Below are 24,136 nucleotides of genomic sequence, written 5' to 3'. Positions count from 1 at the left end.
CGTGCCGCTGTCCAGGTTGTGGGGCTACTTGACCTCGTAGATCCAGATCAGCGCGTTGGACAATTCGCCGGTCGGATTCCACTTGTACTGACGCGCCAGACCGTTGCCGTCATAGGACCGCACGTATTCCAGCAGGTCGGGACGGGTCAGCTTACCGCCGTCGATGCCCTTGGCAAGGATCGTGGTCAGGTCGTAGCCCTCGACCGAGTAGACACCCGGCTCCTGACCGTTGAGGGCCTGGTAGTCCGCGGCGAACTTGTCCGGCGCCGGACCACACGGGCACGACAGCACCGCGCCCTTGGACGAGCTACCGGCCTGCGCGACGAACTGCGGGTCGTTGGTGCCGTCGGCGGAGACGAAGACCGCCTTGACGCCACCGGACTTCAGCTGCTGGGCCAGGGGCGCACCCTCGGAGTAGTAGCCGGAGTAGAAGACCGCGTCGGGCGCGGCGCTCGCGATCTTGGTGACCGTGGCGGAGAAGTCCTTATCGCCCTTCTTGATGCTGGCATTGCAGGACGCGTCGTTCGCGGAGCCGAGGCCCTCGACGATCGACTTGGCCAGACCGGTGCCGTAGTCGGTGTTGTCCTGGATGACGCAGACCTTCTTGTAGCCCGCGGTGTTGACCAGGTACTTACCGACGGACGGACCCTGCACGCCGTCATTGGCCAGACCGCGGAAGAAGCTGGTCCAGCCGTTCTGGGTCAGCGTCTCGTTGGTGGCCGATGAGGTCGTGGAGACCAGGCCTGCGTCGCTGAGGATCTTGCCGGTCGCCTTGGTCTCACCGGAGAACGCCGGACCGACCAGACCGATGACCGACTTGTCGTTGACGATCTGCGGGATGACCTGGGTGGCCTTCTGCGGGTCGCCCTCGGTGTCGAACTGCTTGAGTTCGATCTTGCAGCCCGGGTTGGCCTTGTTGTGCTTGTCCAGCGCGAGCTTGACACCATCGACAATGTTGATGCCGAGGGCCGCGTCCGGACCGGTCAGCGCGCCTGCCATGGCGATCGATGTGCCCGCCGGGCAGGTGGCCTTGCCATCACCGGCCGGGTCGGCGGCAGCGGAGCTGTCCGACTTCGGCACCTGCTTGCCGTTGGCGTCGATCTGCATGACCGGCTGAATCTTCAAACCACCGGCGCCACCAGCGCCGGAGGTGCCGCCCGAGCCGCTGTCGGTCGATTTATCGCTGCACCCCGTCAGCACGAGCGCGGCGGCGGCTCCTATGGCCAATGCACCTCGCATCGAACGACTGCGCCATGTCGAACTAAGCACGTTTCACCTCTACGTCCTGTGCTCCCCCGGGCTCTCTCCGAGGAGGCCGACCACGTCAGCCCGGTCAGAACATAGCGTTGGTACGTTAGCTCCGCATCACATTCGGGTCATCCGATCGACATCGTTTCGAATTTTTCATCGCGATCCGGTTTCCGGGAAGTAAAATTTCCGACCTTCATCGGCCGGAGCGCACGGACCGTACTACTTCGGAGCCAGATTTTCCAGCACCACCTCGGCTACCGCCTTCATGGTAGTGCGGCGGTCCATCGCCGTGCGCTGAATCCACTTGAATGCCTGCGGTTCTGACAATCCCTGGGTCTGCATGAGCACGCCCTTGGCCCGCTCGACGAGCTTGCGCGTCTCCAGACGTTCGGCCAGATTGGCGACCTCGCTCTCGAGAGCGGTGATCTCGTGGAAGCGACTCGCCGCCAGTTCGATGGCGGGCACCAGATCCGACTTCGTGAACGGCTTGACCAGATAGGCCATCGCACCGGCGTCGCGCGCCCGCTCGACCAGGTCGCGCTGACTGAACGCGGTCAGAATCACCACCGGCGCAACGCGTTTCGAGGCGATCTCGGCCGCGGCGTCGATACCGTCGCGGCGCGGCATCTTCACATCCATGATGACCAGATCCGGCCGGTGCTCCACCGCCAGATCGACCGCCTGCTGGCCGTCGCCCGCCTCACCGACAACCTGATAGCCCTCTTCGGTCAGCATCTCCACCAGATCCATACGGATGAGCGCCTCGTCCTCCGCGACGACGACCCGCTTCGCCCCGGCGTCCCGCTTCGTGCCGGCGCCCCCTGCTGTGTTGCTCATAGGTAGACCCCTCTGGTTCCGATGCCGTGTCCCCGACACGCGAAAAGGTGGCCGTGGTCGTACCGGTCCATCGACCCACCGTCGCTATCGAGTGCTGTAAAGACTACCTTTCAGTTCCGCATACAACCCATATACCCTGCGCAAACCGGGCGACGATCACTCTCGGGCCAGCCCATTCGCGATTTTCGACAGTCACCCGCTATGCTTTCTCACCGTGCGCCGATTTGGCGGAACTGGCAGACGCGACGGTCTCAAAAACCGTTGTCCGAAAGGACGTGTGGGTTCGAGTCCCACAATCGGCACCAACTCGAGAACTGCCCATGCCCATAGGGAGCATGGGCCGTTCTCTTTGGCGGTGGTCATGGTCACTACCCGGGTGCGGTCGTCGAACTGAAGCTTCGCCTGGGCCGTTGTTCCTGCATAGGGTTGCAAGTGGGCGCCCTGGTTGCGGAGGTTGCGACATGCGGGTGAACAGGACCACCGTCGACCTGTCCGAGTATCCGGATCTGGTCGTCATCTATCTCGGGATGCGGGTGCGCAAGCCACGCGGGATGCTGCGATTGCTCGGCCTCGGCCCGAAACTCTATCGGTCGCACCAGGATCGCCCGGATGGGCTGTTATCGCACGAGGACGTGATCTGGTCGCTGTTCCCGCCGCATTGGGGGGCGCGCCAGTATTGGCGGGACCTGGATTCGTTGGAACGCTGGACACGCTCAGCGCCGCACCGGGATTGGTGGCAGAAGTTCCTGCGCGACTCCGGTGGTACCGGGTTCTGGCACGAGGCCTATTTCATGCGCGGCGGGATCGATGCGATGTACGACGATATGACGGGAACCTCGGGGCTGCCGCGATTCGCGCCCGTCGTCGCCTCGCGTGGCCGGAGGTTCTCGACCCGGGGGCGGGTGAACAACGAAGACGCCAAGGTGGCGCCGGTGGTTGCCGAATCCACCTACTACTCGGCGGAGTCCGACTGAGTCGGGCCGAATCGGTTCCCAAACGTGGCGATACCGTGATGGTTGAAATCGGTTGTGCCGGGGTAACTTCAGCACACGCCCAGACCTCGATTACCGATCGGCCGACTGCCGGCAACGCGCATCGAGCGTCTCTCTGAATACCGGGGCGTACTTCGTGTACGGCAATTGACCAGCAGATGAATAAGTGCTCGTCGGGGTGTGATTCCACGTCGACGGCCTTCTGGTCGGCGCTCGCGCGGCTTACCGTATCGGCATGCACGTCCTGTTCGTCTGCAACGGCAATGTCTGTCGTTCGGTGATCGCCGAGCGGCTCACCCGCGCCGTAGCGGTCGAATATAATCTGCCCGGACTCACCGCCGAGAGCGCGGGAACCCGTGCGCTGGTGGGATTTCCGGTGGAACCGCTCGCGGCACGCGCCATCGAGGGACTCGGGGCCAATGCCGACAATTTCCGGGCGCGCAAGCTCAAGCCGGAGCTGATCGACCGTGCGGACCTGGTACTGGCCATGACCGAACAGATCCGGGATCAGGCGGCGGGGATGGGCTTCGGCGCGGGGTCACGGACTTTCACACTGCTGGAGGCGCACCGCATCGCCAAGGTGACCGGGGCGGAGACGATCGCGGATCTGCACCGGGCCCGCCACGATCTCGCGCTGGTCGGCCGGGAGAACATCGCCGATCCGGTCGGCCTGTCGGAATCCGCGTTCTGCCAAGCAGGTGACCAGATCGCCGAGGCGCTGGTGCCACTGCTGCTGGCGTTGGCTCCGCACGAGCAGGCCAGGCCGGTCGAAGACGAGCGCGGCGGCCTCGTCGTACAACCCGGGTCGGCGCCCGCGCCGCTGGCAGCCTTTCTTGCCGCCCAGCGGATCAGGTGACACGCAGGGCGCAGTGTCCAAGTGATACCGAGAGGGATTACACTCCCTCTGCGCGCATGCGCCCGCTTCCACGGATAGCTTCCGCCGTTGATGGTTCGACACACGACAGGAATCAGACATGCCGAAACGAATTTCGGATGTTTCGCTCCATGTTTATGTCACACCGGAAACCCTCGATCGCGTCGTCGATTCGGTACGCGAGGTGGTGGACGACCACCTCCAGGACCGCGATGTCTTCGCCTGGCGCTTCACCCTCCCCGTCGAGCCCGATGCGCCCGAGCACATCCTGCTCGAAACCCAGTGGCGGGTAGACCATCCCGGCCAGGAGCCCAGTACTCGGCGCACCTATGAGATCGCACTCAGCCTGGTCGGTGCCCCGCGCGATCTGACCGCGCCGAGCCTGGCCGCGCTGGAAAAGCGACTGATGTTGGAAACCGCAAGCTGCCCAACGGATCTGGAGATACCACGAACCATCCGGGTGCAGCGCCGCGACAGCTTCGACTTCGAAACCGAGCGCGAACGATTCCGCCTACCCGGGCCTTAGGACGTAGACGTCGGACGACACGCAGTCCCATTCGGGCTCTGCGTCATACGTTTGGAGCCATACGTTTCGGCGTACCCGATTGTTACCCATGTGCTCGCGAAATCAGTTGGCACTGTCCGCGAAACACATGGGCACCAGCCTCATCCGCGGGATGGGAAATGCCGGATGACACCTTCCTGCACGGTGGTGGCGAGCAATTCGCCACTGCGCGAGAAGAATCGGCCGGTTGCCAGGCCACGTGAACCGGCGGCCACCGGGGATTCGGTGGCGTAGAGCGCCCAGTCATCGAAGCGGAACGGGCGGTGGAACCAGATCGAATGGTTGATCGTCGCGGCCACGATGCGGTCCAGACCCCAGGACAGGCCATGGGTGGTGATGATCGAATCCAGCACTGTGGTGTCGGACGAATAGCCAAGCGCCGCAACGTGGATCAGCGGATCATCGGGCAGCCTGCCATCGGTGCGCATCCATACGCGGTTGTGGTTGAGCCGCTCCCCCGTGCCCTTCAGGATCCAGGCGGGGTCATTGGTGTAGCGCATATCGATCGGACGCGGCGCCTTGATGAACATCTCCAGCTTGTCCTCCAAGCCTTCGAAGCTCTCCTCGACGCGCGGCAACGACTCCGGATCCGGCACCTCCGGCTGGGCGTGCGCGTGCTCGAGCCCCTTGCCCCAATCCTGGAACGCGGCGAGCATGACGAACAGCTCCTGATCGTCCTGGGTCGCGGTGACGGTGCGGTTGGCCAGGGAACGCCCGTCACGGTGGCGGTCGACCCGGTATTCGATCGGCTTCTTCACATCGCCGCCGCGCACGAAATGCGCGTTGACCACGTGCAGTGGCCGGTCGCCGTCGACCGTACGTCCGGCCGCCATGATCGCCTGCGATACGAGCTGACCGCCGAATGTGCGGCTCCAGACCTTCTCCGGATGCTGGCCGACGAAGACGTCCTCGTCGACCTGTTCCAGATCCAGCAATTCGAGCAGCACATCCAGGTCGGAACCCGCCGTTGCGGCACCAAGGCCGACGGCACCACCTAGCGAAGCACTCACCTAATGGTCCTCCTCACCGATACGGTGCACATGGATCAGATTGGTGGAGCCGACAGTACCGGGCGGGGAGCCTGCCACGATTACCACCAGATCACCTTTTTGGTATCGCTCCATGGACAGCAGTGCTACATCCACCTGGTGGATCATCGCATCGGTGCTGTCCACCGTCGGGACGATGAAGGTTTCGGTGCCCCAAGTGAGCGACAGCTGGCTGCGCACCTCGGGGAGGGGGGTAAACGCCAGCAACGGCAGCGGGGTGTGCAAACGGGCCAGGCGGCGAACCGTATCGCCGGACTGGGTGAAGGCGACCAGCGCCTTGGCATTGAGCCGCTCGCCGATATCGCGGGCGGCATAGGAGATGACACCGCGCTTGGTGCGCGGCACATGGGTCAGCGGTGGTACCCGGGTGGATTCGGTCTCCACGGCGTGCACGATCCGGGCCATGGTGCGCACCGTTTCGATCGGGTACGCGCCGACCGAGGTCTCACCGGAGAGCATCACCGCATCCGCACCGTCGAGCACCGCATTGGCCACATCGGAGGCCTCGGCGCGGGTCGGGCGGGAGTTCTCGATCATCGACTCCAGCATCTGGGTGGCGACGATAACCGGCTTGGCATTCTCCCGAGCCATTTGGATGGCGCGCTTCTGCACGAGCGGCACCTGTTCGAGCGGCAGTTCGACACCGAGGTCACCGCGGGCCACCATGACCGCGTCGAAGGCGAGCACGATGGCCTCGAGGTTGTCGATGGCCTCGGGCTTCTCCAACTTGCCGATCACCGGGACGCGGCGCCCGACGCGATCCATCACGTCGTGTACCAGCTCGACGTCCGAGGGCGAGCGCACGAAGGACAGCGCGATGAAGTCGACGCCGAGCTTGAGCGCGAATTCGAGATCCTCGATGTCTTTCTCGGAGAGCGCGGGCACCGAGACGTCCATGCCGGGCAGCGAGACGCCCTTGTTATTGCTGACCGGACCGCCCTCGGTCACCCGGCAGACGACGTCGTTGCCCTCGACCCGGATGACCGTGACGCCGACCTTGCCGTCGTCGATGAGCAGGCGGTCGCCCGGCTTGGCATCCTTGGCCAGCTCTTTGTAGGTAGTGGAGACGCGATCGTGGGTGCCATCGATCTCGTCGACAGTTATGCGGACCTCTTCACCGCTGGCCCATACGGTCTTGCCCTCGATGAAGCGCCCCAGCCGGATCTTCGGTCCCTGCAGGTCGGCGAGAATGCCGACCGCCCGGCCGATATGGTCCGAGGCCTGCCGCACCTTCTTGTAGTTCTCGGCATGGTCGGAGTGTTCGCCATGGCTGAAATTCAGCCGCGCCACATCCATGCCACTCTCGACGAGTTCCCGAATACGTTCCTCGGTAGCGGTCGCTGGGCCGAGAGTGCACACAATCTTCGTCCGTCGCATCACGGGTAGAGCCTAGTCCCGTGCGGTACCCCGAGCCCGCTGTGGCCTCGGTGAAAGGTAGGTGAAAAATATGTACGAAGCATTAGTGGAAACTACAAACGGGTCTGGTCAGCGTGCGACATGGCGGGAAAGCCGGGTTTCCAGGCGGGTCTGCCCGAAGCCGAGCACCAGGCAGATCACCCAGTAGTAGAGCGCCGCGACGCCGTACAGGGCGAAAAAGTCGAAGGTCGGGGCCGCCGCGAGCTGTGCGGTACGCAACAGTTCGGTCACCAAGATGGTCGAGGCCAGCGAGGTGTCCTTCACCAGTGAAATGAGCGTATTCGAAAGCGGTGGCACCGCGATCCGCGCGGCCTGCGGCAGGATGATCAGTCGCAACTCCTGGGCATACGACATACCGAGCGCCTTGGCCGCTTCCCACTGGCCCTCCGCAACGCTGAGAATGGCGGCCCGCACGACCTCGGCGGCGTAGCCGCCGACATTCAGACTGAACGCGATCACCGCCGCCGGAAACGGATCGATAACGATATTGAACTGCGGCAGCGCGTAGAACACGATGAACAGCTGCACCAGCAGCGGCGTACCGCGAATGAGCGAGATGTAGAACCGTGCGGGCGCCGAGACGAACCACAGCGGCGACATCCGTGCCAAGGCCACGAACAATGCGATGACCAGACCGATGACGAAGCTGATCGCGGTCAGCGGAATGGTCTTATTGATCGTGGCCTGCAGCATCGGCCACAGGTTGTGCCAGATCAGTTCCCTGGTCGCGGGATCCACGGACGCTATTTGCTGACGTCGGTGCCGAAGTACTTCTCGGCGATCTTGGTCAGGGTGCCGTCGGCGCGCAATTGATCCAGCGCGGTATTCACCTGGCCGATCAGCGCGTCGTCCTTGCGGGCGGCGAAGGCCTGATGGCTGACCTCACCGGCCTTGGCGGCGATCTTGACGCTGGTGTCGCCGTTCTTCTTGATGTAGTCGAGCGCGACGAGGCTGTCGTTGACGGTCGCATCCACCCGGCCGGTCTTGAGCAACTGGACGGCCTGCACGAAGCCCTCCACCGCCTCGACCTTGGCGCCCGCGCCCTGGGCGACCTTGGCCCAGTTGCTGGTCGCCGACTGCGCGGTGGTCTTGCCGTTGAGGTCGGAGAGCGCGTTGATGCCGGTGCTGTCCCCGCGGGTGAGGATCACGCCCTCGGAGGTGGTGTAGGACTGCGAAAGGGCGTACTTGGCCTTGCGCTCGTCGGTGATCGAGACCTGGTTGGCGACCAGATCGAAGCGCTTGGACTCGAGGCCGGCGAAGATCGCGTCCCACGGCGTCTGCACGAATTCGATCTTCTTGCCGATCTTGTCGCCGACCGCCTGGATCACCTCGATGTCGTACCCGGTGAGCTTGCCGTCCGAGCCCTGATAGCTGAACGGCGAGTAGGTCCCTTCGGTACCGACCTTCAGCACATTCGGATCGCTGCTGCTGCCGCAGGCGGTGAGCCCGGTGGCGGCGATGATGGCGAGCATGGCGGCGGCGAACAGCTTGCGGCGCACGAAAGTCCCTCTCTTCGGTGTGCGGACCAATACTGCATCCACACACGACACAAAACCCGGCTCAGGGTACGCCAGGTGGCTGCCGATCGACAGTATTGCGATCATCGTGCGCCGAATCCGCCTACCGCGGGCCGAAATTGCGACGGCCCCGTCACATCGTCTTCCGATGCAACGGGGCCCGTCGGTTAGCTGTTCGCGGCGATCAGTCGCGCAGTGGCCGCCCGAGGCTGTCGGGCACCTTTCCGGTCAGCATCATGATGCCGTCGATCAGCGGCCAGATACCGCCGATACCGCAGGTCAGCCAGGTGACCGCGATCTGTGCGATGGCGATGCCGGTGTGGCCGGTGTAGAAACGGCCGATACCGAAGCCACCGAGGAAGATCTGCAGCAGACCCGCGGTCAGCTTCTGCTTATCCGAGAATGGGACACCTAACGGGTCGCGACCGTAGGGCGCTTCCGGATCGTTCGGGTTGTAGCCGCCGCCCGGGTAGGGCGCGGACGGGTAGCCGCCCGGCTGCTGGCCGTAGGGGTCGGGCTGACCGTACTGGGGCGGCTGCTGGCCGTACTGCGGCGGCTGCTGGCCGTATTGCGGCGGCTGCTGGCCGTACTGCGGCTGCTGGTTGTACGGATCCGACGGGTACTGCGGCTGGCCCGGCACCTCGGGCTGCTTGTTCAGGTCCGGCCCCGTCCCGGGCGGACCGTACTGCGGGCCGCCGAAGCCTGGCTGGTTCTGGTAGGGGTCGGTCACTAATGTCCTCCATCATTCGTGCATTTCGACGGGTGCTCACCCGTCTCCCCGCGTTCTAACCGGGCAATTGGGCACCCGAAGGTATCGTTGCGGACACGCGGTTGCATGTCTACTCGGTGCCCCCAATGAGTTACCCAAATGGTTATGGGGTCAGTCGTCCTTTTTCGAGGTTGCGACCTTACCCTGCTCGGTGCCCGAGGTCTCGGACTCCGTTGAGTTATCGCCGGTGGTGTCCGGTTCGTTGCCAGAGTTCTGGGATTTTGTCAGATTCGGTCCGTCGGCAGCGGTATTCGGTTCGGCCACCTCGGATTTCCCGGATCCGTCGTCATCCTGCTCGGGCTCGGCCTGCTCGGACTCGGCCGCACTCGTCTCCGATTCGGCTGCCGCGGCCGATGTCTCGTCCTTCGTCGTCGCCGCGCTGTGCTTCGGGGCCTCGGCCTCCGCCGCCGCTGCGGCCTTCGACGCCGCCTCGGATTCCGCACCCGCCGCGCGCAGCGCGCCGATCTGCCACGGCCACGGGCGCGAGACCGTCGACGGTTGCAACTGATCCGCGGTCTCCCTGCCCTTCGTCGCGAAGATGAAATAGGCGACGGCAGCGAGGAATACGATCGCGGAGGTGAACGAGTTGATCCGGATCCCCGCGATCTTGGTTGCCTCGTCGTCGCGCAGCAGCTCCACGAAGAAGCGGCCGAGGCAGTACCCGGCGACGTAGAGCGCGAACAGGCGGCCGTGGCCGATGCGGTAGCGCTTATCGATCTGCACCAGCAGCACCACGATCAGCAGGTTCCAGATCATCTCGTACAGGAACGTCGGCTGCACGACCTTATCGACGACGCCGGTGGAGACGCCGTTCATCATGTCGAGCTTGCCCTGATCATCGAAGCGCAGGTAGATCTCCAGACCCCACGGCACATCGGTCTTGCGGCCGTAGAGTTCCTGGTTGAAGTAGTTGCCGAGGCGGCCGATGGCCTGGGCCAGCAGAATCGGCGGTGCGATCGCATCGCCCAACGCGGGCAACGGGATTCGGTAGACCCGGCAGCCGATCCAGGCACCGACACCGCCGAGGAAGACCGCGCCCCAGATGCCGAGGCCGCCCTGATAGATCTTCAGCGCGTCGATCGGGTGGCCGTCGGCGCCGAAGTACTTCTGCCAGTCGGTGGCCACGTGATAGAGCCGCCCACCGACCAGACCGAACGGCACCGCGAACATGGCGACATCGAGGACCGCGCCCTGCTGCCCGCCGCGCTGCTGCCAGCGCCGCTCACCCCACCAGATGGCGACGATGATGCCGAGGATGATGCACAGGGCATAGGCCCGTAGCGGGAATGGGCCGATATGCCAGACGCCCTGAGCCGGGCTGGGAATGTAGGCCAACACATCAGCGGTGACGGCACCGTTGCTCAGGACGCTGTCTGCGAGGACTCGTAAGGTCACGGCCCCAACCGTAGCGGAGCACAGCCGCACACCGAGATTCGCGGTCGGTGCGCCCGGTCGGCGAGCGGATGCGGCTAGGAGGCGACGGTCGCGGAGCGGACGCCCTCGGCCAGTTCGGCCGTCAGCGTGCGGACCGCATCGAGTCCGTGCGCGGCGGCGGTCACCAGTGCCGAGCCCACGATGACCCCGTCTGCGTAGGAAGCGATTTCGGCTGCCTGTGCCCCCGAGCGCACGCCGAGTCCGACGCCGATCGGGATATCGGAGTGGGCGCGGATGCGCGCGCACAGCGCGGGCGCGGCGGAGGAAACCACATCGCGGGCGCCGGTGACGCCCATGGTCGAGGCCGCGTAGACGAAGCCGCGGCTGGCCTCGATGGTCTTGACCAGACGCTCCTCGGTGGAGGACGGCGCGACCAGGAAGATACGGTCCAGATCATGCGCGGCCGAGGCGACGAACCAGTCGTCGGCCTCCTCCGGAATCAGGTTCGGGGTGATGATGCCGGACCCGCCCGCGGCGGCCAGATCCCGCGCGAACCGGTCGACGCCATACTGCAGCACCGGATTCCAGTAACTCATCACGACGGCCTGGCCGCCCGCTCCGGTGATCGCCTCGACCACCGAGAACACATCGTGCACCCGGACGCCCCCGCGCAGCGCCTGCTCGGCGGCGGCCTGGATGGTCGGTCCGTCCATGACCGGATCTGAGTAGGCGACACCGACTTCGATAATGTCGCAGCCGGATTCGACCATGGTGCGACACACCTCGATCGAACCGGCCAGATCCGGATAGCCTGCGGGCAGGTAGCCGATCAGCGCGGCCCGTTCCTCCGCGCGACAGGCGGCGAAGGTATCGGCGAGGCGGGACTGCTGACTCACGACTGCGCCTCGCTGATGCTCGGCTTCGTCGTCGTCATGGACGCTGTGCTGCTCGTTCGCTCGCTCACTGCGCGGTCTCCTTATCAGCGGCGTGGTCATCGAACAGCCCGAACCATCGCGCCGCCGTGTCCATATCCTTATCGCCGCGCCCGGACAGGTTCACCAAGATGATCGCGCCCTTGCCCAATTCCCTACCGAGCTTCAGCGCACCGGCCACCGCATGCGCGGACTCGATCGCGGGGATGATGCCCTCGGCGCGGCTCAGCAGCAGCAGCGCGTCCATCGCCTCGGTATCGGTGATCGGGTGGTATTCGGCGCGGCCGATGTCCTTGAGGTAGGCGTGTTCGGGCCCGACGCCCGGATAGTCCAGACCGGCCGAGATCGAATGCGATTCGATGGTCTGGCCGTCCTCGTCCTGCAGCAGATAGGAGTAGGCGCCCTGGAATGCACCGGGCGTGCCACCGGTGAAAGTGGCCGCGTGCCTTCCGGTTTCGACGCCGTCACCGGCCGCCTCGTAGCCGATCAGCCGCACACCCGCATCGTCGAGGAAGGGGTGGAAGATGCCGATGGCATTGGAGCCGCCGCCGACGCAGGCGGTGACCGCGTCGGGCAGCCGACCGGTGAGCGCCTGCACCTGGGCGCGGGCCTCCAGGCCGACGACGCGCTGGAGGTCGCGCACCATCAGCGGGAACGGGTGCGGCCCGGCCGCGGTGCCGAAGCAGTAGTAGGTGACCTCGGCATTGGTGACCCAGTCGCGCAGCGCCTCGTTGATCGCGTCCTTGAGGGTCTGCGAACCGGTGGTCACCGAGATCACCTCGGCGCCGAGCAGCCGCATGCGGGCCACGTTCAACGCCTGGCGGGCGGTGTCGACCGCGCCCATGTAGACGACACAGTCGAGACCGAGCAGTGCGCACGCGGTCGCGGTGGCGACGCCGTGCTGACCGGCGCCGGTCTCCGCGATCACCCGGGTCTTGCCCATGCGCTTGGCGAGCAGTGCCTGGCCGAGCACGTTATTGATCTTGTGCGAACCGGTGTGGTTCAGGTCCTCGCGCTTGAGGATGATGCGCGCGCCACCGGCGTGCTCGGCGAGGCGTCGGCATTCGAAGATCGGCGACGGGCGGCCGGTGTAGTCGCGCTGCAGCCGGTCCAGTTCGTCGAGGAATGCCGGATCGAGGCGACACTTCTCGTATTCGGCGGTGACCTCCTCGATCACCGCCATCAGCGCCTCGGGAACATGCCTGCCGCCGTAGACACCGAAGTGGCCGCCCGCGTCCGGCTCATGGCCGCTGCGCTCGTGGACGCCGTCCGAAGCCTTGGGAAGTGTCGTCACCCGCGTCACCGGCCCCGCCGCGCGGGCTTCGGGCAGGACGGATGGGTGCCCGCCGTCACCAGCTCGGAGACGGCGGCGCGCGGGTCACCACTGGTGACCAGGCCCTCGCCGACGAGTACGGCGTCGGCGCCCGCACCGGCGTAGGCCAGCAGATCGGCAGTGCCGCGAATGCCGGATTCAGCGATGCGAATGACCTCGGTGGGCAGGCCAGGCGCGATGCGCGCGAACACGTCGCGGTCGACCTCGAGGGTCTTGAGGTTGCGCGCATTCACGCCGATCACGGAGGCACCCGCCTCGAGCGCGCGATCTGCCTCCTCCTCGGTGTGCACCTCGACCAGCGCGGTCATGCCGAGCGATTCGGTCCGATCGATCAGCGCGCTCAGCACGTCCTGTTCCAGGGCGGCCACGATGAGCAGGATGACGTCGGCGCCGTGTGCGCGGGCCTCGTGGATCTGGTAGGGACCGACGACGAAATCCTTGCGCAGGATCGGGATGCTCACGCAGGCGCGGACCGCGTCCAGGTCGTCGAGCGATCCGTGGAAGCGGCGGCCCTCGGTCAGCACGCTGATGATGCGCGCGCCGCCGTCCTCATAAGCCTTGGCCAGACTCGCCGGGTCCGGGATGTCCGCGAGTTCCCCCTTGGACGGGCTGGCCCGCTTGACCTCGGCGATGACGCCGATGCCGTCTTCGAGGAGCGCGGCGCGGGCGTCCAGCGGCGCGGGCGCTGCGGACGCGGCCGCCTTGATCGCCTGGAAGTCCAAGAGGGCTTCCCGAGCGGCCACATCCGCGCGGACCCCGTCGAGAATCGAGTCGAGTACCGTCATCTGGCTCGAATCCTTTCTGGGGAGACGGACTTGCTGCCTGAGAATCCCCCCAGGCGCTGTCTCACCGATGCTGACAAAGAATAAATGGCTTCGTGTGGCGCAACTGCGCCGGGGTTTGTAGTCACCTGCTCAGACACCGCGACCCCCGGATTTACCCTGATCATGATCGGGCGTGTCGGCGGGAGCCGGAGTGCGCCCGGACGATTCCTCGGTCGGGTCGGTGCCCGCGTCCAATGCGTCCCAGAGCACCCGCTCGGAGAGCTGTCCCGGTGTCGCGTCTGCGTCATCGGTGCGCTGGCGCGTCACCTGTTCGGTGGCAGCCGCGCGACGGAACACCGGATTGTCGTACTTGCCGGATAGCCGGGCGGTGTCCTGCGGCATGCGGGCGAGCAGGACTCCGGCCGTAAAGGCCGCCAGCGCGCCCACCAGCGAAAGCACGGCGGGGAACTGCGAGGTGACCACCTGAGTGACGGTCGCGCGGCCAGGCAGCTCCGCCAGGGTGGCCGCACGCGCCGCAGTCGCACCGGATCTGGTCAAGAGGGCGAAGGCGGGCACGGCGGTCACCGCCGCGACCAAACCGATCAGAACGCCGACCATGCGCCGCAGCCAGCCGCGCGTGGCCAGCACCGCGGCAATGGCGGCGAGCAGTACCAGGGCCAGTGGCGTCAGCGCACCGAACCAGACGCCGCCGTTGAGTCTGTCGGTGCGCGGTTCGGTGAGGCCATCGGTGGACGAGACGGTTACCCAGGTCATCCGGGACGAGCCCCATAGCGCCGCCGCCGCGATGGCGAGCAGGACGATCGCACCGACCGGATACTTGCGCTTCGGGGATTCGACACCTGCCGAGGCCGCCGGATCGGTATCGCCGGATTCCGAGCCGGTCATAGCGCGCTACCGTCCGCGGGGGTCGGCGCACCGTAGGCCCGAACGGTTTTCGCGGCCGCCACCGCGCGCAGCACCGCCATCGCCTTATTGCGCGATTCGACGTCCTCATAGTCCGGATCCGAATCCGCGACGATGCCCGCACCCGCCTGCACGTAGGCCGTGCCGTCCTTCAGCAGTGCGGTGCGAATGGCGATCGCGGTATCCGCATCGCCCGCAAAGTCGAGGTAGCCGACGACGCCGCCGTAGACACCGCGGCGAGTCGGCTCGAGTTCCTCGATGAGCTCCATCGCGCGCACCTTCGGCGCGCCCGAGAGTGTGCCCGCTGGGAAGCAGGCGCGGACCGCGTCCAGCGCGATCTTGCCCGGCGCAAGGCGGCCCGAGACCGTCGAGACCAGATGCATGACGTGGCTGTAGCGCTCGATATGCCGGTATTCGGTGACCCGCACCGTGCCCGGCTGGCAGACCCGCCCCAGATCGTTGCGGCCGAGATCGACGAGCATCAAATGCTCGGCGTTCTCCTTCTCGTCGGCCAGCAGCCCCTTCTCCAGCAGCAGATCGTCCTCCTCGGTGGCACCGCGCCACCTGGTACCCGCGATCGGATGTGTCGTTGCCACCCCCTCTTTCACGGTCACCAGTGATTCCGGGCTGGAGCCGACGATGGAGAAGGCGGTGCGGCCGTCGCCGTCGGGGATGTGGATCAGGTACATGTACGGGCTCGGGTTGGACGCGCGCAGCATCCGGTAGAGGTCCACAGGCGCGCCGTCGTAGTCCATTTCGAAGCGTTGGGAGAGCACCACCTGAAATGCCTCGCCCGCCTCGATCTCCTTGACCAGGCGGCGCACCCCGGCACCAAATTCATCGGTGGTGCGGCGGCGGATGTACTCCGGGTCGGGCTGATCGAAGACCGATACGGTGGACTCCGAGGGGGCCGCCAGCGCGGCGGTCATCCGGTCCAGCCGGGCCACCGCGTCGTCATACGCCTCGTCGACACGTTCGGCGGTGCCGTTCCAGTTGACCGCGTTGGCGATGAGCGTGATCGCGCCCTCATGGTGGTCGAAGGCCGCGAGATCGGTGGCCAGCAGCAGCACCATTTCCGGCAGCTGCAGATCGTCGACGGCGAGGGCGGGCAGCCGTTCCATTCGGCGCACCGCGTCGTAGCCGAGGTAGCCGACCATGCCGCCGGTCAGCGGGGGCAGGCCGGGCAGCCGCTCGGTCCGCAGCAGCTCCAGGGTTTCGCGCAGCGCGACCAGCGGATCGCCGCCGGAGGGTGCGTCCACCGGGGTGTTGCCGAGCCAGGCCGCTTCGCCGTCCACGACGGTGAGCGCGGACGGACTGCCAGCGCCGATGAACGACCAGCGCGACCAGGACCGCCCGGTCTCCGCCGACTCGAACAGGAAGGTGCCGGCCCGGTCCGCGGCCAATTTTCGGTAGGCCGACAGCGGAGTTTCCGAGTCTGCCAGCACCTTTCGGGTCACCGGAACCACTCGGTGCTCCGCGGCCAGTAGGTGGAACTGTTCGCGGGTCGTGGTGGTGGGAGTGGACGCGGCAGGCATGGGTCCATCATCCCAGGCGGGTCCGACACTCTTGTCGGCGCGTCCCAACCTTGCTGAGCGACTGTCCGGTTCACACGCACTGTAGGGGCCGGTGACCGGCGTCACTACACTCGCCCCGTTCGATTCCACATGCGGTTTCCATTCCGAGAGGAGACAAGATGTACCCCTCGCAACCAGGTGCGCCCGAGGGTCGGCACGCCGCCGTACCAGGCCTGCCCGGTCAGCCCACGCGAATGGTCGGCCTGAATTCGACGGGCGGATCACCGAGCTCCCCCCAGAACGCCCTAGCATCCTTCGTCACCTACGTGAAAGCGATGGAAGCCCTGGACAGGAACCACTTTCCGGACGAATACGCCATCCACAGCGACCGGATCAAGCAACTCGAGCCGTTCCTGCGCGCGCACGGAATTCTCGATGTCATGGAGATCAAGAATCCGGAAGTCGCCGCAATCATCGGCAGCTAGCTGAAAACGTCCCCGTCATCCCGGCCAACGGCTTGACGGGGACATGACGCCAAGGCGGCAAACAGACCTCGCGCCCGGTACTGTCCCCAGTATGCAGAAAGGTCAGCTCGCCCCCGAGTTCGAGCTTCCCGATCAATCCGGCACACCGCGTTCGCTCGATGCCCTGCTCGCGAACGGTCCGCTCGTGCTGTTCTTCTACCCCGCCGCCAATACGCCGGTCTGCACGGCGGAGGCGTGCCATTTCCGTGATCTGTCCGCCGAATTCGCGGCACTCGGCGCGTCGTGTGTCGGCATCAGCACCGACGGTATCGACACCCAGGCCGGATTCGCCGCTAAGCAGAACCTCGGATATCCCCTGCTTTCCGATGCCAACGGCAAGGTCGCCGCGGCCTTCGGTGTGAAGCGCGGATTGCTCGGCAAACTCGCTCCGGTCAAGCGGCAGACGTTCGTGATCGACCGAGATCGCAAGATCGCCACGGTGATCACCGGCGAGTTGCGTGCCAATGTGCACGCAGACGAGGCACTGAAGTTCCTGCGTGAGCGCGCTCTGCAGTAGCCGGTAATCCACGCTTCGCGGCTGCCGCCGCGAAAACGCCAGGTCCATCGCCATCGATCTCGCGATTGCCGGGCATACGCTGGATTCATGACTTCGAGCGAGGTTCGGCCGGACGGTCAGAAATCCACGCTGGCCACGTGGCGCACTCGGATCATCGCCGCAGTGGTGGTCGGCGCCGTTCTGATCGGCACCTACTTCATTCTGGCGGCGTTCATTCCACGCTGGTGGGCGCAGCGCGTTGCCGATCTGGTGAGCGGCAGCTTCAGCAAGGGCATCGGCTGGGGTCTGGTCTACGGCCTGCTCTGCACCGCGCTGCCGTTGTTCCTCATGCTGCTCGCCGCCATGATCTGGAAGCGCCGGGCCGGGAAGTTCATTGCGGGCGCCGCCGCATTGCTCGCGGTGATCCTCGCGATTCCGAATCTGATGACCCTATCGATCGTGCTCGGCAACAACAACGCCGCACACGCCGGTCAGCGGATCCTCGATGTCGACGCCCCCGCCTTCCGCGGCGCGTCGCTGGTCGGCGCGATCGTGGCGGCGGTCATCTTCCTCGCCTCGGTGTCCCTGATCTGCTGGCGTCGGTGGCGGCGCAAGCACCCCGGCAAGCAGGCGGTGTCACCCGCCGCCGCCCCGCAGACGCCGCCAGTCGCCCAGGACACCTAGCCGACTTGCCAATCCAATTTTGTGAGTGACCTCACGTCGAACACCAAGTTCATGACGGTCGAGCGAAGTCGTGGCAAACTCATTTACGCGAGTGGCTGTGAACATGCTTTTCATTAATCGCTAGGCTCACTAATAAGAACACGTCACTTGGCTCGAAAGAAGGCACCCAGTGACGAAGTGGCTCGACCCGGACGAACAACGAGCTTGGCGCGCGATCGTTGCGCTGATGACACGTCTACCAGGCGCTTTGGATACCCAACTGCAGCGCGAATCCGGGTTGACGCATTTCGAATACTGGGTGCTCACCCTGTTATCGGAAGAGCCGGGCCATCGGCTGCAGATGAGTGAGCTGGCCCACAAAGCAAATGCATCGCTATCGCGACTCTCTCATGTGATTTCGAAGCTGGAGCGATTGGGCTGGGCGCAACGGTCAGCAACCACCGGCCGCCGCGGTGTGCACGCGGTGCTCACCGACGACGGCTACTCGAAGGTCGTCGAGGCGGCACCCGGTTATCTGGATGCGGTGCGCCAGTTCGTATTCGACGGTCTCGAAGCCGGACAAACTGCGCAACTCGCCGACCTCAGCGAACTACTTGCCACCCAACTCTCCGACACCCTGAACCAGTCCAGCGGACCGTCGACGGCAGTCGAGGAGCCCGATCAGCCGAATCCTTAGCAGCCGCACGAGATTCGGGCAGTTTGCGGACCAGGCACGAGAATACGACGGCGATGGCCGTGGCGGTGCCCACCGAATCGCGGTGCGCGAGTTCAACACTGCGGGGTCGGTCGTCTGCCGGCGGCTCGGGAACTCGAACTCAGTCGTCGGCGAGCAGCAGGTTGTCGGCGAGCAGCAGATCGGAATCGAAGCAGGTGTGGGTGCCGGTGTGGCAGGCCGCGCCCTCCTGGTCGACGACCAGCAGGATGGTGTCGCCGTCGCAGTCGAGGCGGACCTCGTGCACGTACTGGGTGTGGCCGGAGGTCTCACCCTTGACCCAGTACTGTTGGCGAGACCGCGAATAGTAAGTCGCCTTACGGGTTTCCAGCGTACGGGCCAGCGCCTCGTCGTCCATCCAGGCAACCATCAGCACATCGCCGGTGCCGCGCTCCTGCGCGACCGCGGCGACGAGTCCGGCGTCATTGCGCTTTAGCCGGGCGGCGATGGCGGGGTCGAGAGTCATATGACCTGTTATACAGGCCCGCGGCTGCTGCGCCACACGCACCCGGCGCACTGCGAATTCGGGCAATACTGATGGCTGCCCGTACCCCGCCCGCTATCGTCAGCGCGTCGCTGAGATACCACACGGCGCGGTAGTACCACTCCCCTACTCGGCACCTGGTCGACCCCTGCCGTCGTTCAGGCCAACCGGGTTGCTGCTCTGGCCCAGACTCCGGCGCCGGGGCCCCGACACGAACACGCAGGCTATTGATCTAGCCCCCACACGAGCAGTTCTTTAGCCCAACAGTCACCCCGCTGCCCACCGGACCTGGCCATCGCACCGAGACCGCAAGACTCCGGACTCCAGGCACGCACCCGTGTACAACGCCTACCACGATCAGCGCCCGATCCGCCAAAGATGCACTGCGCAAACTGGATTCGGCTCACCTAGAACGAGACCAGCCGCCGCCCGACTGAGAGCGGCGCGAATCAGGTTGCGCAGAAGCGGGTTCCGCTCCAGCTCGACCAGCTCGTCCTACTGCACGCCGACTCGACAACCGAAGATCCGCGACATCCGCCAAGATCGCAGCTGGCCCCGGGATCATTCCTCGGGCAGCGGAATCAGTTCGAGATGTTCGGCCACAGCCTTTTTGGTGCAGGTGTTCCGGCCGGTCAGCAGGTTGACCCCGCCGCGGTGGGCGACCAGCCATTTGCCGCAGACACAGCGCAGATAGCGAACTGATCCATGCGTCGACACCAGCATCGGCGAGGGCCAAGAGCATGAGGGACACATGGCGGACATGGACGCCAAGCCTGGGGAAGTATCGAGCAGATAGCAATCACCGCTGCGGCGTGGCGGCCGAAATGTTAACGCACCACAATGTGTTCGGCGCGCATGGCAGCCTTGACCTGGGGGATGGTCAGGTCGCCGAAGTGAAAGACGCTGGCGGCCAGGACCGCATCCGCTCCGGCGTGCACGGCGGGCGCGAAGTGTTCGATCGCACCCGCGCCACCGCTGGCGATCACCGGTACCGACACCGCCTCGCGCACGGCCTTGATCATCGGCAGATCGAAACCGGCCTTGGTGCCATCCGCATCCATCGAGTTGAGCAGGATCTCACCGACGCCGAGTTCGGCACCGCGTATCGCCCATTCGACGGCGTCGATACCGGTGCCGCGCTTGCCGCCGTGCGTGGTGACTTCCCAGCCGGAGGGGGTGTCGGCCTGGCCCTCGGGCACGGTGCGCGCGTCCACAGACAGCACGATGCACTGCGAACCGAAGCGCTCGGACATTTCGCGCAGTACCTCGGGACGCGCGATGGCCGCGGTGTTCACCGACACCTTGTCCGCACCCGCGCGCAGCAGCCGGTCCACATCATCCACCGTGCGCACACCGCCGCCGACGGTGAGCGGGATGAAAATCTGTTCGGCCGTTCGGGTCACGACATCGATCATGGTGCCGCGGTCGCCGGTGGAGGCGGTGACGTCGAGGAAGGTCAGCTCATCGGCACCCTGCAGGTCATAGGCGGCGGCGAGTTCGACGGGATCGCCCGCATCGCGCAGGTTTTCGAAGTTGATGCCCTTGACCACTCGGCCCGCATCGACATCCAGGCACGGAATCACGCGTACCGCCAATGTCATCGGCTCACCCTTCCTCGAATCATGCCTGTCCCGACGCGCGCAGCCTCACGCATCGTCGGCGACCGTGCAAATCATTTCCAGCAGTTCCTCGTGTACCCCGGGCGCGGCGGCCAGCACCGACCCCGAGGTAATGGTCCATGGCGCACCCGCCAGATCGGTGACCACACCACCCGCCGCACGCACCAGCGCCACGCCCGCGGCGTTGTCCCACGGATGATGTCCGAAGACGATCGCGCCGCCGAGCACACCCGATGCGGTGAACGCGAGGTCGATACCGGTGGAACCGTGCATGCGCACCCGCGAGGACAACCGACTCAGCGGACCGAGCAGGTCGAAACGGAACCGGCCGGGAATGCGCCCCGCGGAATCCACATTGAACGCGCCGAAGCCGATCATCGCCTCGCCCAGCTTGCTGCGCGGCAGCCGCGGCAGCGGTTCGCCGTTGAGTAGCACCGGGCCGGTAGCGGCCGCCGCATAGCGCTGGCCGAGCAAGGGCAGCCAGGTCAGCCCGAGCAGCGGCTCCCCGTCGTGCACCAGCGCAAGCAGCATGCCGGAGAGCGGGTGCCCCGATGAGTAATTGAAGGTGCCGTCGATCGGATCCAGCACCCACGCGGTGCCGGAGGTGAGCTGCGGTCCACCGAATTCCTCACCGTGCACCTCGATTCCGGTGCGCTGTTCGAGCTGGGCCGAAATGGTGCGCTCCAGCTCGAGATCGAGTTCGGTCGCAAAGTCGTTGCGGCCCTTGGCGACCGCACTCGGCGCGCCGATCCCCTCGACGAAACGAGGACTGGCCGCATCGAGAATATCGCTCGCGACGTCGAGCAGCGCCGGTAGTTCGGTGTCGAGGCGGTTTGCGGTCATCGAATCGGTCAGCGCACCGCAGCCAGCGCCTCGGGCAGCGTGAAGCGGCCCGCGTACAGCGCCTTGCCGACGATCGAACCCTCGACACCCTCGGGGACCAGTTCGGCAATGGCGATCAGATCCTCGATGGTGGAGACGCCGCCGGAGGCGACGACCGGCGCATCGGTCGCGGCGCACACTTCGCGCAGCAGGTCCAGGTTGGGGCCGGTGAGGGTGCCGTCCTTGGTCACATCGGTGACCACATAGCGCGAGCAGCCGTCGCGTTCGAGGCGCTCGAGTACCTCCCACAGATCGCCGCCGTCACTGACCCAGCCGCGACCGCGCAGCCGGTGCTCACCGTCGATGATCCGCACGTCGAGGCCGACGGCGATGCGCTCACCGTGCTTGGCGATGGCGCGTGCGCACCACTGCGGATCCTCCAGCGCGGCGGTGCCGAGGTTGACCCGGGCACAGCCGGTGGCCAGCGCGGCCTCCAGGGATTCGTCATCGCGAATGCCACCGGACAGCTCCACCCGCACATCGAGTTCGCCGACAACGTCGGCCAACAGTTCCCGGTTGGAGCCGCGCCCGAATGCCGCGTCGAGATCAACCAGATGCACCCACTCCGCACCGGCCTCCTGCCAGGCGAGCGCCGCGTCGCGCGGGGAGCCGTAGTTGGTTTCGCTGCCCGCCTCCCCCTGAACCAGGCGCACGGCCTCTCCATTGGCGACATCGACAGCAGGTAGCAGCACAAGACTCACGGATGCAGTTTAGTTGCTCGCTCCGCACGCCCTATCCCCGGCCTGCGGAAATACCGGTGCCGTCAGTCGCGGGCATGATCATCGAGGATGCGGGTGAGCAACCGGACGAGTTCGCGGCGCTCGGCGGCCGAGAGGGCGGCCAGCAACTCGTCCTGGGCGCCTTCGATGCGGTGATCCAGTTCGGCCAGGTGGCGAGTGCCAGCCTTGGTGATGGTAACGATATTGCGGCGGCGGTCGCCCGGGTCCGGACTGCGTTCGATGAGACCCCGCTCGGCCAGATCATTCAGAGCCGCGACGATATCGCTGCGATCAATGCGGGTGCGTCGGCCCAGATCCGCCTGGCTGGCGGGCCCGAATTCGTCGAGCGTGGTGAGCAGGGCGTAGTGATAGCGGCGTGATCCGGTCGCGTCGAAGGCGCGCTCGGTCGCCCGGTTGGCCAGGATTGCCACCTGATTCACCAGTCGGGTGGGCAGGGCGCGCAGCCTGCCCGAGGTGTCCTCGTGCGCGATCTCCATGCGCCAAATGTAGCAACACTTGTTGGTGACACCCACAATCTGTTACGTTGGCTCCACCAACATTGGAGTGACCAACATTTGATATGAAAGGTTCGACCGATGAACAAGATCCGCCGCATCCTCCCCCTCGCCGCCCTGCCGCTGGCACTGCTCGCCGCCTGCGCGACCGCCACCGCCAAGGACGACCCAACCCAGCGCCAACTCCGAGAGCTGGTGGACCGCAATGAGATCACCGCATTGGTCGACCGGTTGGGCAGCACCTTGGACGAGGGACGCTTCGACGACTTCCATGCGATCTACACCGCCGATGCGACCGCCAAAACCCCCGGTGGCCGGGCCGATGGCATCGATGCACTGATCGCGCAGGCCAGCCGGAATCACACCGATGACAAGCGCGTTCAGCACTTCATCAGCAATGTGATCATCGATCTGCACGGCGATACCGCCGACGTGCGGGCGAATCTCATCGCCACCTTCAGCCCCACCGCGACCGCCGAACCGCGGACCGCTCCGGAACCGCAGTTCACCCTCGGCGAGGTCTACCGCTTCGACGCCGTCCGCACCGCCGCGGGCTGGCGCCTGTCCCGAGTGGAGACGACGCCCGTGTGGTCCACCGGCACCCGGCCCTAGGCCAAATGCTCGAACCGCTCGTCGGCCTTGGCGAGAATCCGTGTGCGATAACAACTCAGCGTGGCCGCGACCGCGAATACCGCGGTCGCCAGGGCCGTCGCTATCCGAACCCACTCGCCTACCTGGAATTCGGTTGCCGCTCTCTCGATTTCGGCGAGACTGTGCCGGGAACGTTCGTCGAACAGGATCGTCGCGCGCGGCCACAGATAGAGAATCGACAGCAGGAATTGCCCGCTGATGAGCGAAATCATTGATGCGACGACCCATCCCCGGGCGAGGCGGTACCGAACCGCCACCACACAGGCGATCAGTGCGCATACCGTCAACACCCCGCCGAGCGGACGCATGACATCGCCGACCGCGACCTCGCTCATGAACTGCTGGGTCTGTGCCAGCGAATCGGGTACATCGCGAAAGATATTGGGGTACAGCATGATCGTCTCGGTGAGGGCGGCCGCGAACGCGAAACTCGCGACCGTGGCGTAGACCCCAGTGACGGTCAGCGCAACCGTGACGGACCTCATAACAACCTCCTCGCCACGACCGTAGGCCCGGGCCTCGGCGTTGCGGATCCGGAAGCAGCCCCCATATACACGGCACCCGGGATCAGGGTCTACCCGGAGGATCGTCACCATCTGCAGGGCAACGCAAAAAGGCCCCCAACTGTGTTGGGGGCCTTTCGCAAGGATGTTCCGGCGGTGTCCTACTCTCCCACACCCTGTCGAGTGCAGTACCATCGGCGCTGGTGGCCTTAGCTTCCGGGTTCGGAATGGGACCG

General features: G+C 65.7%; 28 protein-coding genes, 1 tRNA gene and 1 rRNA gene. 9 read left to right on the top strand and 21 right to left on the bottom strand.

The window, feature by feature from the left end:
- Positions 1-24: 24 nt before the first annotated feature.
- Together ACWEO2_RS32700 and ACWEO2_RS32695 are read right to left on the bottom strand one after the other, a co-directional pair.
- A complete protein-coding gene (locus ACWEO2_RS32700) occupies positions 25-1,239 on the bottom strand; it encodes a branched-chain amino acid ABC transporter substrate-binding protein (RefSeq protein ID WP_354957664.1) in 1,215 nt (404 codons plus the stop codon).
- Positions 1,240-1,470: 231 nt separating this feature from the next.
- Positions 1,471-2,088: an ANTAR domain-containing response regulator gene (locus ACWEO2_RS32695; protein WP_354957663.1), complete on the bottom strand. Its 618-nt coding sequence runs from the start codon at positions 2,086-2,088 to the stop codon at positions 1,471-1,473.
- A 218-nt stretch (positions 2,089-2,306) separates the two neighbouring features.
- Here ACWEO2_RS32695 and ACWEO2_RS32690 point away from each other — a divergent pair.
- The 4 genes from ACWEO2_RS32690 to ACWEO2_RS32675 all read left to right on the top strand — a co-directional run bounded on the left by ACWEO2_RS32690 (position 2,307) and on the right by ACWEO2_RS32675 (position 4,480).
- Positions 2,307-2,393: transfer RNA gene (locus ACWEO2_RS32690), tRNA-Leu, on the top strand.
- A gap of 156 nt (positions 2,394-2,549) precedes the next feature.
- Positions 2,550-3,062 (top strand): monooxygenase family protein, encoded by a 513-nt coding sequence (locus ACWEO2_RS32685; protein WP_452408865.1) that lies wholly within the window; start codon positions 2,550-2,552, stop codon positions 3,060-3,062.
- Between the two features lie 253 nt (positions 3,063-3,315).
- The gene (locus ACWEO2_RS32680; RefSeq protein ID WP_452408864.1) at positions 3,316-3,936 is read left to right on the top strand and encodes an arsenate reductase/protein-tyrosine-phosphatase family protein; all 621 of its coding nucleotides are present in this window, start codon (positions 3,316-3,318) and stop codon (positions 3,934-3,936) included.
- 118 nt (positions 3,937-4,054) lie between these two features.
- Positions 4,055-4,480 (top strand): hypothetical protein, encoded by a 426-nt coding sequence (locus tag ACWEO2_RS32675; protein ID WP_355189639.1) that lies wholly within the window; start codon positions 4,055-4,057, stop codon positions 4,478-4,480.
- Between the two features lie 140 nt (positions 4,481-4,620).
- Here the strand turns inward: ACWEO2_RS32675 and ACWEO2_RS32670 are convergent, their stop codons facing one another.
- From ACWEO2_RS32670 to ACWEO2_RS32620, 11 genes are all read right to left on the bottom strand, one after another.
- Positions 4,621-5,529, bottom strand: a complete 909-nt coding sequence (locus tag ACWEO2_RS32670) for an acyl-CoA thioesterase (RefSeq protein ID WP_452408863.1) — start codon at positions 5,527-5,529, stop codon at positions 4,621-4,623.
- Positions 5,530-6,948 (bottom strand): pyruvate kinase, encoded by a 1,419-nt coding sequence (pyk, locus tag ACWEO2_RS32665; protein WP_355189637.1) that lies wholly within the window; start codon positions 6,946-6,948, stop codon positions 5,530-5,532.
- Positions 6,949-7,053: 105 nt separating this feature from the next.
- Entirely contained in the window at positions 7,054-7,722 is a 669-nt protein-coding gene (locus ACWEO2_RS32660) for an amino acid ABC transporter permease (RefSeq protein ID WP_354961880.1), read from the bottom strand.
- A 5-nt stretch (positions 7,723-7,727) separates the two neighbouring features.
- Positions 7,728-8,525, bottom strand: a complete 798-nt coding sequence (locus tag ACWEO2_RS32655) for an amino acid ABC transporter substrate-binding protein (RefSeq protein ID WP_452408862.1) — start codon at positions 8,523-8,525, stop codon at positions 7,728-7,730.
- Between the two features lie 160 nt (positions 8,526-8,685).
- Positions 8,686-9,231, bottom strand: coding sequence for a TM2 domain-containing protein (locus ACWEO2_RS32650; RefSeq protein WP_452408861.1), 546 nt, complete (start codon positions 9,229-9,231; stop codon positions 8,686-8,688).
- Positions 9,232-9,381: 150 nt separating this feature from the next.
- Positions 9,382-10,665, bottom strand: coding sequence for a prolipoprotein diacylglyceryl transferase (lgt, locus tag ACWEO2_RS32645; protein ID WP_452408860.1), 1,284 nt, complete (start codon positions 10,663-10,665; stop codon positions 9,382-9,384).
- 74 nt (positions 10,666-10,739) lie between these two features.
- Positions 10,740-11,540, bottom strand: coding sequence for a tryptophan synthase subunit alpha (gene trpA / locus ACWEO2_RS32640; protein WP_452408859.1), 801 nt, complete (start codon positions 11,538-11,540; stop codon positions 10,740-10,742).
- Positions 11,541-11,604: 64 nt separating this feature from the next.
- Entirely contained in the window at positions 11,605-12,879 is a 1,275-nt protein-coding gene (trpB, locus tag ACWEO2_RS32635; protein WP_452408858.1) for a tryptophan synthase subunit beta, read from the bottom strand.
- Entirely contained in the window at positions 12,876-13,694 is an 819-nt protein-coding gene (gene trpC, locus ACWEO2_RS32630; protein WP_452408857.1) for an indole-3-glycerol phosphate synthase TrpC, read from the bottom strand. Before trpC ends, trpB begins: the two co-directional genes overlap by 4 nt.
- A gap of 129 nt (positions 13,695-13,823) precedes the next feature.
- On the bottom strand, positions 13,824-14,579 hold the full coding sequence (locus ACWEO2_RS32625; protein WP_452408856.1) for a TIGR02234 family membrane protein: 756 nt from the start codon (positions 14,577-14,579) through the stop codon (positions 13,824-13,826).
- The gene (locus ACWEO2_RS32620; RefSeq protein WP_452408855.1) at positions 14,576-16,132 is read right to left on the bottom strand and encodes an anthranilate synthase component I; all 1,557 of its coding nucleotides are present in this window, start codon (positions 16,130-16,132) and stop codon (positions 14,576-14,578) included. The genes ACWEO2_RS32625 and ACWEO2_RS32620 overlap by 4 nt, the downstream gene beginning before the upstream one ends.
- A gap of 158 nt (positions 16,133-16,290) precedes the next feature.
- Here ACWEO2_RS32620 and ACWEO2_RS32615 point away from each other — a divergent pair, with 158 nt between their 5' ends.
- The 4 genes from ACWEO2_RS32615 to ACWEO2_RS32600 all read left to right on the top strand — a co-directional run bounded on the left by ACWEO2_RS32615 (position 16,291) and on the right by ACWEO2_RS32600 (position 18,491).
- Positions 16,291-16,596, top strand: a complete 306-nt coding sequence (locus ACWEO2_RS32615; protein WP_452408854.1) for a hypothetical protein — start codon at positions 16,291-16,293, stop codon at positions 16,594-16,596.
- A gap of 91 nt (positions 16,597-16,687) precedes the next feature.
- Positions 16,688-17,152, top strand: a complete 465-nt coding sequence (locus ACWEO2_RS32610) for a peroxiredoxin (RefSeq protein ID WP_452408853.1) — start codon at positions 16,688-16,690, stop codon at positions 17,150-17,152.
- An 87-nt stretch (positions 17,153-17,239) separates the two neighbouring features.
- Positions 17,240-17,815, top strand: coding sequence for a permease (locus ACWEO2_RS32605; protein WP_452408852.1), 576 nt, complete (start codon positions 17,240-17,242; stop codon positions 17,813-17,815).
- A gap of 226 nt (positions 17,816-18,041) precedes the next feature.
- On the top strand, positions 18,042-18,491 hold the full coding sequence (locus ACWEO2_RS32600) for a MarR family winged helix-turn-helix transcriptional regulator (RefSeq protein WP_452408851.1): 450 nt from the start codon (positions 18,042-18,044) through the stop codon (positions 18,489-18,491).
- Between the two features lie 139 nt (positions 18,492-18,630).
- On the opposite strand, the gene hisI is transcribed toward ACWEO2_RS32600, so the two are convergent.
- From hisI to ACWEO2_RS32570, 6 genes are all read right to left on the bottom strand, one after another.
- Positions 18,631-18,993 carry a phosphoribosyl-AMP cyclohydrolase gene (hisI, locus tag ACWEO2_RS32595; protein WP_355189625.1) on the bottom strand — a complete coding sequence of 121 codons (363 nt, stop codon included), beginning with the start codon at positions 18,991-18,993 and terminating at the stop codon, positions 18,631-18,633.
- A 579-nt stretch (positions 18,994-19,572) separates the two neighbouring features.
- Positions 19,573-19,734: a hypothetical protein gene (locus ACWEO2_RS32590; RefSeq protein ID WP_452408850.1), complete on the bottom strand. Its 162-nt coding sequence runs from the start codon at positions 19,732-19,734 to the stop codon at positions 19,573-19,575.
- A gap of 104 nt (positions 19,735-19,838) precedes the next feature.
- A complete protein-coding gene (gene hisF, locus ACWEO2_RS32585) occupies positions 19,839-20,612 on the bottom strand; it encodes an imidazole glycerol phosphate synthase subunit HisF (RefSeq protein WP_452408849.1) in 774 nt (257 codons plus the stop codon).
- A gap of 45 nt (positions 20,613-20,657) precedes the next feature.
- A complete protein-coding gene (locus tag ACWEO2_RS32580) occupies positions 20,658-21,473 on the bottom strand; it encodes an inositol monophosphatase family protein (protein ID WP_354961459.1) in 816 nt (271 codons plus the stop codon).
- Between the two features lie 8 nt (positions 21,474-21,481).
- Positions 21,482-22,213, bottom strand: a complete 732-nt coding sequence (priA, locus tag ACWEO2_RS32575) for a bifunctional 1-(5-phosphoribosyl)-5-((5-phosphoribosylamino)methylideneamino)imidazole-4-carboxamide isomerase/phosphoribosylanthranilate isomerase PriA (protein WP_452408848.1) — start codon at positions 22,211-22,213, stop codon at positions 21,482-21,484.
- 62 nt (positions 22,214-22,275) lie between these two features.
- On the bottom strand, positions 22,276-22,728 hold the full coding sequence (locus ACWEO2_RS32570) for a MarR family winged helix-turn-helix transcriptional regulator (RefSeq protein WP_355189620.1): 453 nt from the start codon (positions 22,726-22,728) through the stop codon (positions 22,276-22,278).
- Positions 22,729-22,827: 99 nt separating this feature from the next.
- On the opposite strand from ACWEO2_RS32570, the gene ACWEO2_RS32565 reads away from it, so the two are divergent.
- Positions 22,828-23,358, top strand: a complete 531-nt coding sequence (locus tag ACWEO2_RS32565) for a nuclear transport factor 2 family protein (protein WP_452408847.1) — start codon at positions 22,828-22,830, stop codon at positions 23,356-23,358.
- Here ACWEO2_RS32565 and ACWEO2_RS32560 read toward each other — a convergent pair.
- Positions 23,355-23,882 (bottom strand): hypothetical protein, encoded by a 528-nt coding sequence (locus ACWEO2_RS32560; RefSeq protein ID WP_452408846.1) that lies wholly within the window; start codon positions 23,880-23,882, stop codon positions 23,355-23,357. The two genes, ACWEO2_RS32565 and ACWEO2_RS32560, sit on opposite strands and share 4 nt — an antisense overlap.
- Positions 23,883-24,048: 166 nt before the next feature.
- A 5S ribosomal RNA gene (gene rrf / locus ACWEO2_RS32555) occupies positions 24,049-24,136 on the bottom strand; the annotation flags it as partial.

The organism is Nocardia sp. NPDC004278 (assembly GCF_053602975.1).
The sequence above is the reverse complement of the archived record's forward strand: the minus strand, read 5'-3'. Positions and strand labels throughout refer to the sequence as shown.